Source organism: Granulibacter bethesdensis CGDNIH1, from assembly GCF_000014285.2.
Taxonomy (GTDB): Bacteria; Pseudomonadota; Alphaproteobacteria; order Acetobacterales; family Acetobacteraceae; genus Granulibacter; species Granulibacter bethesdensis.
In genome coordinates, this window is record NC_008343.2 from 819,792 (window position 1) to 830,000 (window position 10,209).

The window sequence follows — 10,209 nt, forward strand, 5'->3', positions numbered from 1 at the left end:
CGCAGTCATGCGGGAAAAACGTCTGAAGCGGCGCGCGGAGTTCCTCCGCGTTGCCTCAAAGGGGCGCAAGGCCGCCGTGCATGGTCTGGTTCTTCAGGCCCTGCCCGCGCAGGCTGCCGACGCCCCTTTGCGCATTGGCTATACTGTGACCAAGAAAGTCGGCAATGCGGTTGTCCGCAATCGCACCCGTCGGCGCTTGCGTGAGGCGGCGCGGTTGGTGGCACGGGAATACGATCAGGCCGGCACACCCTTATCGGCGCATGATCTGGTTCTGATTGGACGAGACAGCACGCGCGGGCGGCCTTTCGATTCTCTGCTGGACGATCTGCGCCGCGCTCTGGCCAAGGCCGGAGTCATATGATGGCTGGTCGTATCATCGGATACGGGCTGAGGCTTGCGGTGCGTCTGTATCAACTGGTTCTGCGGCCCGTGCTGGGCACGAATTGCCGGTTTGTTCCCAGTTGCAGCGATTACGCGCTTCAGGCATTGCGCGAACACGGCACTTTTCAGGGTTCCATGCTTGCAGGGCGGCGCATTCTGCGCTGCAACCCATGGCACCAGGGCGGCTATGATCCGGTTCCTGCCGGAAGATGCCGCTGCAAAGATCATTCAGGACAGACGGCGGGTTGATGGACCAGAAACGGCTATTCCTCGCGATTGCGATTTCCTTGGGCATTCTGCTGGGTTTCCAGGGGTTGTACCGGCATTTCGTGCCGGAGCCTCCTGCTGCTGCCCGGACAGCCACGAATGCCGGGCAGGGTAAACCAAATAATACGCTGGGTGCGGTTCCGACCGATGCAACGGCCTCCCAGTCTCCTCCTCCGAAGGAAGGGGCCCGTCTGGCTGTCGATGCGCCGCGCGTAAAGGGCAGCATCAGCCTGGTCGGCGCGCGTTTCGATGATCTGGTCCTGCGCGACTATCATGAGACGGTCGACAAGAATTCCCCGTTGGTTCGTCTGCTGGCTCCGCTGAGCGGAGATGAGCCGTACTATGTGGAATATGGCTGGGTTCCGGAAGAATCGGGCATCGCTACGCCGGGCCGTGATACGGAGTGGAAGGCCGATGCCGCCACCCTGACCCCCAACAAGCCGGTGACGCTGAGCTGGGATAACGGCGCGGGCCTGACCTTCATGCTCAAGGTTGCGGTCGATGCCGATTACATGTTCTCGGTAACCCAATCCGTGCGCAATACGACCGGCAAGCCGGTGGTGCTGCATCCTTATGCACGGGTGCGCCGCGATTACCGGCCGGAGGTCGAGGGCTATACCGTTCTGCATGAAGGGCTGATCGGTGTGGTTGATGGCATCCTGCATGAGATCACCTACAAGAGCGCCGACAGCGATGGGGCCAAGAATAACGGCCTTGCTTTCGAGCATGCCTCCACCGGTGGCTGGGCGGGTATCACGGACAAATACTGGCTGACGGCGCTGATCCCTGATCAGATAACGTCGGTTGATTTCAGTTTCCGCGACACCAAGCCGAATGGCCGGGACGGGTATCAGGTCGGCATCATCTCCCATAATCCGGATCAGGTCGCGGCTGGGGCAGAGAGCGCCAGCACCACGCATCTGTTCGCGGGTGCCAAGGTGGTCAGCCTGCTGGATCACTATCAGGCGGAGTACCACATCCCCAGCTTTTGGGAGGCGGTCGATTTCGGGTGGTTCTGGTTCATCACCCGGCCATTCTTCTATGCGCTGGACTGGCTGTATCATCTGGTCGGCAATTTCGGTGTCGCCATTCTGATCTTCACGGTTCTGGTCAAGGCGGCTTTCTATCCGCTGGCAAGCAAATCCTATCGCTCGATGAGCAAGATGCGTCTGCTGGCCCCCAAAATTCAGTCCCTGCGTGAACGCTACAAGGATGATCCGACGCGGATGCAGCAGGAGGTCATGCAGCTTTACAAGGCTGAGGGCGCCAATCCCGCCAGCGGCTGTCTGCCGATGCTGTTGCAGTTCCCGATTTTCTTCTCACTCTACAAGGTCATCTTCGTGACCATCGAAATGCGGCATGCCCCGTTCTTCGGCTGGATTCACGATCTGTCGGCGGTCGATCCGACCAATCTGTTCAATCTGTTCGGGCTGCTGCCTTTCGACCCGACCCATATCTCTCCCTTCCTGCATCTGGGCATCTGGCCGTTGATCATGGGCGGCACAATGTATCTGCAACAGAAGATGAACCCGCCGATGCCGGACCCTGTGCAGGCCAGGATGTTCCAGTTCATGCCGATCATCTTTACCTTCATGCTGGCCCGCTTCCCTGTGGGACTGGTGATCTACTGGAGTTGGAACAATCTGCTGTCGATCGGGCAGCAATGGCTGATCCAGCGCCGCACCAAGCTGCCGCGCCCTGAACTGGCCAAGGTCTGAGCGGCGTCTATGTCTGATCAGACGCCGCAATTTGGGCAGACGCCCTCGGAAGCTGAACCGGATGCGGTGGCTCTGGAGGCCGGGCGCAAGCTCTTTGCCGGTGAGTGTACCTTCTTCCATGGCACGCAGAGGCTGGATCAGCTTCCGCCGCCCATGGGGGTGGAGATCGCTTTTGCCGGACGTTCCAATGTGGGCAAATCCACTCTGGTCAATGCCCTGACCGGACGGAAAACGCTGGCGCGCGCCTCATCCCAGCCGGGACGGACCAAGCAGCTGAATTTCTTCAACCTCGCCGACCAGCTCGTGCTGGTGGATATGCCGGGATATGGCTACGCACAGGCGGCGAAGGATGTGAAGGAAGACTGGCAGGGGCTGATGTTCAGCTACCTGCGCGGGCGGCCCAATCTGCGCCGGGTCATGCTGCTGGTCGATGCACGGGTCGAGTTCAAGGCGTCCGACATTGCGGTGATGGAGCTACTCGATAAGGCGGCTGTCACCTTCCAGCTGGTCGTGACAAAGGCGGATGCCGTGAAGCCGACACCGTTGCAACGCCGTGTCGCGGATGTCTATGCGGCGGCCCGTGCCCATCCTGCGGCGCATCCTCATGTCTTTGTCACCAGCAGCGATACAGGATCGGGAATCGCTGAGTTGCGCGCGGCCCTGGCCGGCCTGACGGACTGAGCATCCATGCGCGGTCAGGACTGGATGCCGGTTCTGGTGTTGCTGGGTCTGGTCTGTCTGGCTGTAGCGGGATGGAGGCTGTTTCCCCACCTGCAAGCATTCATTATGTTTCAGGATTGCGCGGCAGCGGGGCGGGTTGACTGCTGAAGCCGGGAGAAAAACGCTGTCAAACCGACTGGCTTTTCACGATTTCCTGTGGCTTTGTGATCGGGTTCGACTCTGGAATGATGTCGGCGAATGTCTTTCCGAAAGCGGGGAATGATGACTTTACCCGATGCGCTGCCAGTAGCACGGATCATCGTGCAGCCTGATGATGGTGTTGCTCCGGTCGTTGAACTGATCGCAGGCGCAAGCCGCTCGGTCAGATTGAAGATGTTCACCTTTACCTATGAGCCTATCATCACTGCACTTAAGGCGGCTCATGATCGGGGTGTCAGCGTGCGGGTCATGCTCAATCCGGCCCGTTCTTCGGGGTCACGCGCGAATGATGAGACGATGGCAGGATTGCGTGCCGCCGGCATCGAAGCGATCTGGTCCAATCCGGCTTTCCCGGTCACGCATGAAAAGTCGATGGTGATCGATGAGCAGCGTGCCTTGATTGCCACCTTCAATTTTGTCGAAAAATATTTCACCCGCACCAGGGATTATGGGGCGATCATCGAAGATCAGGCGACGGTCGCGGAGATCCTGCAAGGTTTCGATGCCGACTGGAACCGGCAGCCTTTCTGGCCGCGCTCAGGTTCCCCACTGGTGTGGAGCAATACCTCCGCCCGTACGGCCATGTGTGCCTTTATTGATTCGGCGCAGGAGACGCTGTGGATTCAGCACCCCAAATTCGTCGATGCCACTGTGCTGGATCGGATCGTTGCGGCACAGGCGAGGGGTGTTGCGGTGCGTATCCTGTGTGGCGGCCGGCATGGCATCAGCGAGGTTGACCTGCTGGACACATTTTCCTCACTGCGCATCATGCAGCGTATGGATATAGCCATTCACAAGCAGAAAACACTTCGTGCTCATGCGAAGCTGATGATTGCCGACAAAACGACGGCCTTGATCGGCTCCATGAATATCGACCGCAGCGCTTTCGATATCAGGCGGGAGCTGGGCATTGTGCTGCATGGAGAGGACACAACAAAGCATCTGCGCGAAATATTCAAAAGCGACTGGAAAATCTCTCATCGCTATGATCCGCCGGATCCGCTGACCGTGCATCTGCATGTCGAGGATGATCATGAGCCTCATGATATCGAAGTGGCTCATGAATGATCATATCCCGTGTCCGGATGCATCATGTCGCCGGATGATGCGATAAGCCCGGTTGAGCGCCCCAGCCTGTGGCGTATCGCAATGACCTTCAACCAGATTGCCTTGCTTGGATTCGGAGGAGGCTTATCCGCGTGGTCACGCGATGTACTGGTTCTGCGTCGCCGCTGGCTCAGTGAAGAAACCTTTCTGAGTGCTCTGACGGTGGCGCGTGTTCTGCCCGGTGCGAATCAGGTCAATCTCGCCGTTTTCGTCGGCACACGCCTGAGAGGTGTCAGCGGTGCCCTGGCTGCCATTGCCGGGCTGGTGATGGTGCCATTTCTGATTATCCTTGCCCTGAGTGTCGGCTATCTGGAATTTCAGCATGCACTCTGGTTACAGCATGTTCTGGCCGGCCTGGCGGCGGGGGCTGTCGGGCTGACATTTTCCATGGCCTGGCAGACGGGCAGGAAAGTGCTGACCGCGCCTGCTCCAGCCCTTATTTTTGCTGCCAGTGTTCTGTTATCGTCAGTGGTCCGTATGTCTCTGCTCTGGATGTTGCTGATCTTGTTGCCGGTTAGTTTTCTCTGGGCCTGGTTCACCAACGAGAAGGACAGGCAGCGGTGATGTCGCCGAGGCTACTCGATATTATTATGCTGTTCGGTGGCGCTTCCCTGCTGTCATTCGGTGGTGGCAACGCTATCGTGCCGCATCTTCAGATGCAGACGGTCGAGGTCTATCACTGGCTGACCGCCGAGCAATTCGCTGATGCCTATGCCATGGCGCAGGTTGCACCGGGACCAAGCACATTGCTGGTCACCATTCTGGGTTATGATGCAGCGGGCATTCCGGGGGCGGTACTGGCCACAATCGCCATGCTCATCCCCAGCAGCCTGCTGGTCTTCGGAGCAGCCTTGCTCTGGAAAAGCATGGGGGAGGGCCGGTTCCGGCGTATCTTTGAACGCGCCATGGCACCGTTGGCAGTCGGACTGGTTCTGGCCAGTGGGATCATCATCACCAAAAGCAATGACCATAGCTGGCCGGCTTATGGCATTACGGCAGCCTCGACGCTGGTGCTGTGTCGGTGGCACCTGCATCCGGTGGCGGTAATGGCTTGCTGTGGCGTCATTGGCTGGCTGGTGAAACTCTGACTGTTGGCTCCGGCTTTTTCATTGAGCCAGACCAAGCGTATCGCTTTTGATCTGTTGTAGCGCATAGCGGAACGGCGCATCGGAAACAGCCACAACCCCGCCAAGCGGTGTTGCCATTTCCATGACGACGAACAGGGCCACGCAGATCGAAATGGCTGAAACAATAAGAGCAACACTGATGAAAATGCTGAAATCGGCATTCAGCCCGTATATAAAGAAAGATGCCAGCATCCACAGGATCAGCGTGATATAAAACGGCTTGCTGATAGAGGATGTTGATTGCGAAATAATCTGCCAGTGAACCCGGTTCAGCGGAGAAAGGCGCTCCTCAAGTTCAAATTGCAGCCGCTTCTTTTCGATGGTTTTCGGCGTCCAGTCACGTACGATTGCTTCCATCTGCATCAGTCTTTTGGCCTGAGCGGTTGCTTTGGGGGCCGGGTCATTGAAATCATAGATGCAATGGGCCGTAAATTCTTTCAGAAGCGTCTGAGCATCGGCAATGTCAGTCCCGTACTCTATAAGCAGCCTGTTAAACTGAACGATCTGGATGGCTTCCTCGTTCACCGAGCGTGAGAGGCTATCATACGCTTCTTTACCTGAGGTCACCATCAGGCCCAGAACAATGGCGCCGAATGTCACCAGCATGCCGATGACGGCATGAACGACAGCCGATGTCTCGCTGTTTCGATGATGCGGCGGCAGGCGGATACGCAGCCATAGTCCGGCACGATAGGCCCCCAGCAGCACCACAAACATCAGTGCTACGGCCAGAAAATTCATAAGATCGTAATAATCCATCAGGCGGGTCCGTTTCTGGTTCCCTCGCCATCGAGCGAATCAGCGAGGCGGGGGCACCCATAGTATAAACGGAGACGTCTGGCGATCATGCGGGGATAAGGAGGAGGCCAGGCTTTCTTAAGCATCTCCGTCAGGAGATGAAAACAGACAGGGCACCCCGTATAAATCTGGAGTGCCCTGATGATTGTTAGTCAGTTCCGTTCGAAATAATGTCAGTAGCCGTAACGACCGGGAGGGGGAGCGGGGCGCTGGTAATAGCCGGTCGGGTAAGCGTTTTGCTGAGGCGTGGTGACGGCGCCGCCAACAGCCCCCAGTGCACCGCCCGCCAGGGCACCGATTGCAGCTCCTCTGCCGCCTCCGGCAATTGCCCCCAGCGCTGCACCGCCTCCGGCACCAAGGGCCGCCCCACCTATGGCCCGTTGGCCGGGATCATAAGGATTGGTGCAGGCGCCAAGGCCGAGAATGCCGGCAGCCAGCAATATGCGTCCTGCAATACGACTGTACATCCGCGTGTTTCCCTTTCTGTTCAGTTTTGTCCATTCTTGCCACCGTATGAATGTAGCAGAATGGCCAAGGTCGCAGCATTATTCAGTCAGTATTTTGATGGCAGAAATAAGACGGTTTTAAGGCGCAACAGGACAGTTTCTTGACGAATATGGTCTGTTCCGTGTGTTGTGGTGATGGCGGGGACTGCCCATGCCGATGGAATGATGTCGAGTGAAAGAGAACGTATGACTGGCGCGTCGCAGACGGAGGTTCACGTGAACACCGATGATTTCGGCTCGGCAGGGGAGCAGGCGCGAATCCTTGCTCATGCTCTGCCGTTTATGCGCCGCTATGCGGGTGCAACAGTTGTCGTGAAATATGGCGGTCACGCCATGGGTGATGAGCGGCTGGCCGAACAGTTCGGCGCTGATATCGCTTTGCTCAAGCAGGTGGGCATTAACCCCGTGGTTGTGCATGGTGGTGGCCCGCAGATCAATGACATGCTGAAACGTCTGGCGATCCAGTCCCGATTCGTGGATGGGTTGCGAGTGACCGATGCAGCCATGGTTGAGGTCGTCGAGATGGTGCTGGCTGGTACTGTCAACAAGATGGTCGCTGGTCTGATCAATCGTGCGGGCGCCATGGCGGTTGGGATTTGCGGCAAGGATGGCGGTCTAATTCATGCACGGAAATTACAGCGCACAGCGATAGATCCCGACAGCCATATAGAGAAAGCGCTTGATCTCGGTTTTGTGGGAGAACCTGCTCATATTGATGTCCGGGTTATTCATGCCCTGACCGGGGCCGGGCTGATCCCGGTTATTGCGCCGGTTGGCATCGGGGAAGACGGGCAGACATATAATATCAATGCCGATTCTGCGGCTGGTGCCATTGCTGGGGCGTTGGGGGCCAAGCGTCTTCTGATGCTGACAGATGTTCCCGGTGTTCTGGATACGGATAAAAAGCTGATTCCGGAAATGAGCGCGGCGGATGTTAAGGCAGGCATTGCCGATGGCACGATTACGGGTGGCATGATCCCGAAAGTCGAATGCTGTGTCGATGCGGTTGAAAAAGGCGTACGCGGTGCGGTGATTCTCGATGGTCGTCAGCCGCATGCCTGTCTGTTGGAAATGTTTACAGAAGGGGGAATTGGCACGCTGATTCGCGGCTGAGCCGGATAGCGGGGGAGGGGAGATGGCAGCATTTCCCCTCCTATTGTTCAGTCCCGATGGTCAGGTACCGCTCGGCCGACTGCCTGCCCAACCAGCACCAGAGCTGGACCGCCTTCACTCCAGTCCGGGGCGGTTGCAACCAAATGATCCAGAGTGCCGAACAGGGTGCGTTGTGCTTCTGTCCCACCCCGTTCGATCAACGCGGAGGGCGTGTCAGCCGGAAGTCCTGCGGCCAGCAATCCGTCTCTCAGCCGCGGCAGCGTTACAATCCCCATATAGACGGCCAGAGTTCCTCCCAACTGTACCGCGCCGTGAAAATCCATTTCCAGTGTGCCATCTCTGGTATGGCCGGTGATGAAGGTTACGGCGCGTGCCGCCTCTCTATGGGTGAGCGGGATGTTGGATCCTGCCGCGCAACCAAGGGCTGCGGTAATACCGGGAACGATCTCGAAGGGGATTCCTGCTTCAGCCAGGGCTTCGGCTTCTTCTCCGCCGCGACCAAAAATAAGCGGGTCGCCCCCCTTGAGCCGAACGACACGCTTACCTTCCTGTCCGAGACGGACCAGCAGGGCGTTGATGTCTTCCTGCCGCATACAGTGATTGGCGCGGGCCTTGCCGACAAAAATACGGCCGGCATCACGGCGGCCCATGTCGAGGATTTCATCCGTGACCAGCCGGTCATGCACGATCACATCTGCTTCACCCAGCAGGCGTTGCGCACGCAGCGTCAGCAGATCAGGTGCGCCCGGACCGGCACCCACTAAATAAACGATTCCCTTGCGAGAGATTGTGTCCGGTTGGTTGATGGCAGCCTCGAACAGTTTTCCGGCTTCGTTCTCCTGTCCGCTCAGGGCAAGATCGGCGGCGGGTCCGGTCAGCAGGGTTTCCAGAGCCCGGCGCCTGATCGCCATATCAGGAAAAGCCGCCCGTACCTTGTCCTTGAATTGCTCGGCCAAAGTAGCGAGCCTGGCATAGTTGGGTGAAACCAGTGCCTCAATCTTCGCCCGCAGCAACCGGGCCAGCACAGGCGCCGCGCCACCGGAGGAAATGGCAATGGTCAATGGGCTACGGTCAACGATAGCAGGTGTGATAAAGCTGCATAATTCCGGGCGATCTACTATATTGACCGGAATACCACGCTCGATTGCGGTTCTGGAAAGGGCTTGCAGATCCTCGTCAGGCGCCTCCGCTCCGATGGCAATAGCGCAGCCGTCGAGAAGACTGGGTTTGAATGTTGGCGATATGTTCACCTCGGCACCGGCTCGGCGCAGGGCCTGTGCCTTACGGTCTGCGGATTCGCCCTGGCCAATAACCAGTGCTTTCCGCCCTATAATATCCATAAATGCCGGGTAGTGACGCATATCCGTAAAGCCTTCTTCAACGCCGTATTAAGCTTCCTTGCTGTCGGACAATATCCATTTCACCATCATTTCAAAGGTTTGAGACGGTATCGATCCTGTGAACAGCGTCCGGGCGACTTTGTCATAAAACAGAGGTGGAATTTCTCCTTACGAACATGAAAGAGAATTTATCTCATTTAAGAGCCATTCCTATGGCGGAATTGGCTACCAGGAGGCTAAGTGAAAGAGGATCGTTGGTCATTCTGTATCTGCTGACGGGTTTCTGGGCGAAGCGTTATACATTTAAAAGGTCTGCATAATTGCCTGTGCTCGTTACCGGAGTCGCTGGTTTCATTGGCTTTCACGTCGCGCGTGCCTTAATGCGTCAGGGCGAAACCGTTATCGGCATTGATAATCTGAACAGTTATTATGATGTTGGCCTCAAGCGAGCTCGGCTTGCTGTGTTGGAAAGAGAGGCGAGGTTCAGTTTCTTTAAGGTCGATCTGGCTGATCGTGTGGCGATGGCCGAGTTTACGCGAAGCTGTTACTCGGTGGACAGAATTGTGCATCTGGCGGCACAGGCCGGGGTGAGATACTCGCTTCTTGATCCCTACGCCTATGTCGCTTCCAATATCATGGGACATCTGGCCATTCTGGAGATGGCCCGTGCCCTGCCGGACCTGCGTCATCTGGTCTATGCCAGTTCGTCATCTGTTTACGGAGGCGATCTGGAAGCCCCGTTTCGGGAGTCGGAACGGATTGAGCGGCCGCTTTCGCTATATGCCGCGACAAAGCGTGCTGATGAGCTGATGAGCGCGGCTTATGATCACCTGTTTGGGATTCCTCAGACCGGTTTGCGCTTTTTTACGGCCTATGGTCCGTGGGGGCGACCGGATATGGCTTATTATGCCTTCGCCAAAGCCATTACTCAGGGAGAGGAAATCCAGCTTTTCGATCATGGCCGATTGAAGAG

The 10,209-nt window shown here is 57.4% G+C and carries 13 protein-coding genes (1 of these 13 cut by a window edge); 10 read left to right on the plus strand and 3 right to left on the minus strand.

Annotated elements, in window-relative coordinates; translation table 11 throughout:
- The first annotated feature begins 7 nt into the window (after positions 1-7).
- The 8 genes from rnpA to GBCGDNIH1_RS16095 all read left to right on the plus strand — a co-directional run bounded on the left by rnpA (position 8) and on the right by GBCGDNIH1_RS16095 (position 5,440).
- Positions 8-361: a ribonuclease P protein component gene (gene rnpA / locus GBCGDNIH1_RS16065; RefSeq protein ID WP_025318343.1), complete on the plus strand. Its 354-nt coding sequence runs from the start codon at positions 8-10 to the stop codon at positions 359-361.
- Positions 358-630: a membrane protein insertion efficiency factor YidD gene (gene yidD / locus GBCGDNIH1_RS16070; RefSeq protein ID WP_011631432.1), complete on the plus strand. Its 273-nt coding sequence runs from the start codon at positions 358-360 to the stop codon at positions 628-630. The genes rnpA and yidD overlap by 4 nt, the downstream gene beginning before the upstream one ends.
- The gene (gene yidC / locus GBCGDNIH1_RS16075) at positions 630-2,366 is read left to right on the plus strand and encodes a membrane protein insertase YidC (protein WP_011631433.1); all 1,737 of its coding nucleotides are present in this window, start codon (positions 630-632) and stop codon (positions 2,364-2,366) included. The genes yidD and yidC overlap by 1 nt, the downstream gene beginning before the upstream one ends.
- 9 nt (positions 2,367-2,375) lie before the next feature.
- Positions 2,376-3,047 (plus strand): ribosome biogenesis GTP-binding protein YihA/YsxC, encoded by a 672-nt coding sequence (yihA, locus tag GBCGDNIH1_RS16080; protein ID WP_011631434.1) that lies wholly within the window; start codon positions 2,376-2,378, stop codon positions 3,045-3,047.
- A gap of 6 nt (positions 3,048-3,053) precedes the next feature.
- Positions 3,054-3,194: a hypothetical protein gene (locus GBCGDNIH1_RS24745; RefSeq protein WP_011631435.1), complete on the plus strand. Its 141-nt coding sequence runs from the start codon at positions 3,054-3,056 to the stop codon at positions 3,192-3,194.
- A gap of 111 nt (positions 3,195-3,305) precedes the next feature.
- Entirely contained in the window at positions 3,306-4,313 is a 1,008-nt protein-coding gene (locus GBCGDNIH1_RS16085; protein WP_011631436.1) for a phospholipase D-like domain-containing protein, read from the plus strand.
- 24 nt (positions 4,314-4,337) lie between these two features.
- Positions 4,338-4,916: a chromate transporter gene (locus GBCGDNIH1_RS16090; RefSeq protein WP_043452727.1), complete on the plus strand. Its 579-nt coding sequence runs from the start codon at positions 4,338-4,340 to the stop codon at positions 4,914-4,916.
- Entirely contained in the window at positions 4,916-5,440 is a 525-nt protein-coding gene (locus GBCGDNIH1_RS16095; RefSeq protein WP_043452728.1) for a chromate transporter, read from the plus strand. The genes GBCGDNIH1_RS16090 and GBCGDNIH1_RS16095 overlap by 1 nt, the downstream gene beginning before the upstream one ends.
- Before the next feature lie 18 nt (positions 5,441-5,458).
- Here GBCGDNIH1_RS16095 and GBCGDNIH1_RS16100 read toward each other — a convergent pair whose 3' ends face one another.
- Both GBCGDNIH1_RS16100 and GBCGDNIH1_RS16105 read right to left on the minus strand, forming a co-directional pair.
- Complete coding sequence (locus GBCGDNIH1_RS16100) at positions 5,459-6,220, minus strand: DUF4239 domain-containing protein (protein WP_157691979.1); 762 nt, start codon at positions 6,218-6,220, stop codon at positions 5,459-5,461.
- Positions 6,221-6,450: 230 nt separating this feature from the next.
- On the minus strand, positions 6,451-6,744 hold the full coding sequence (locus GBCGDNIH1_RS16105; RefSeq protein ID WP_011631440.1) for a YMGG-like glycine zipper-containing protein: 294 nt from the start codon (positions 6,742-6,744) through the stop codon (positions 6,451-6,453).
- A 225-nt stretch (positions 6,745-6,969) separates the two neighbouring features.
- Here GBCGDNIH1_RS16105 and argB point away from each other — a divergent pair, with 225 nt between their 5' ends.
- On the plus strand, positions 6,970-7,896 hold the full coding sequence (argB, locus tag GBCGDNIH1_RS16110) for an acetylglutamate kinase (RefSeq protein ID WP_043453671.1): 927 nt from the start codon (positions 6,970-6,972) through the stop codon (positions 7,894-7,896).
- A gap of 47 nt (positions 7,897-7,943) precedes the next feature.
- On the opposite strand, the gene cysG is transcribed toward argB, so the two are convergent.
- Positions 7,944-9,257: a siroheme synthase CysG gene (gene cysG / locus GBCGDNIH1_RS16115; protein WP_011631442.1), complete on the minus strand. Its 1,314-nt coding sequence runs from the start codon at positions 9,255-9,257 to the stop codon at positions 7,944-7,946.
- Positions 9,258-9,556: 299 nt separating this feature from the next.
- Between cysG and GBCGDNIH1_RS16120 the strand changes: the two genes are divergently transcribed.
- Positions 9,557-10,209 carry the 5' portion of an NAD-dependent epimerase/dehydratase family protein gene (locus GBCGDNIH1_RS16120; protein WP_011631443.1) on the plus strand. The gene runs 319 nt beyond the window's last position, so only the first 653 of its 972 coding nucleotides appear in the window; it begins with the start codon at positions 9,557-9,559; the stop codon falls past the right edge of the window.

What these genes read in the sequence shown, in the direction of transcription:
- yidC (WP_011631433.1), top strand. Translation starts at nt 630, where the DNA reads ATGGACCAGAAACGGCTATTCCTCGCGATTGCGATTTCCTTGGGCATT.
- GBCGDNIH1_RS16095 (WP_043452728.1), top strand. Translation starts at nt 4,916, where the DNA reads ATGTCGCCGAGGCTACTCGATATTATTATGCTGTTCGGTGGCGCTTCC.
- GBCGDNIH1_RS16100 (WP_157691979.1), bottom strand. Translation starts at nt 6,220, where the DNA reads ATGAATTTTCTGGCCGTAGCACTGATGTTTGTGGTGCTGCTGGGGGCC.
- GBCGDNIH1_RS16090 (WP_043452727.1), top strand. Translation starts at nt 4,338, where the DNA reads ATGTCGCCGGATGATGCGATAAGCCCGGTTGAGCGCCCCAGCCTGTGG.
- yihA (WP_011631434.1), top strand. Translation starts at nt 2,376, where the DNA reads ATGTCTGATCAGACGCCGCAATTTGGGCAGACGCCCTCGGAAGCTGAA.
- rnpA (WP_025318343.1), top strand. Translation starts at nt 8, where the DNA reads ATGCGGGAAAAACGTCTGAAGCGGCGCGCGGAGTTCCTCCGCGTTGCC.
- yidD (WP_011631432.1), top strand. Translation starts at nt 358, where the DNA reads ATGATGGCTGGTCGTATCATCGGATACGGGCTGAGGCTTGCGGTGCGT.
- cysG (WP_011631442.1), bottom strand. Translation starts at nt 9,257, where the DNA reads ATGCGTCACTACCCGGCATTTATGGATATTATAGGGCGGAAAGCACTG.
- GBCGDNIH1_RS16085 (WP_011631436.1), top strand. Translation starts at nt 3,306, where the DNA reads ATGATGACTTTACCCGATGCGCTGCCAGTAGCACGGATCATCGTGCAG.
- GBCGDNIH1_RS24745 (WP_011631435.1), top strand. Translation starts at nt 3,054, where the DNA reads ATGCGCGGTCAGGACTGGATGCCGGTTCTGGTGTTGCTGGGTCTGGTC.
- GBCGDNIH1_RS16105 (WP_011631440.1), bottom strand. Translation starts at nt 6,744, where the DNA reads ATGTACAGTCGTATTGCAGGACGCATATTGCTGGCTGCCGGCATTCTC.
- argB (WP_043453671.1), top strand. Translation starts at nt 6,970, where the DNA reads ATGACTGGCGCGTCGCAGACGGAGGTTCACGTGAACACCGATGATTTC.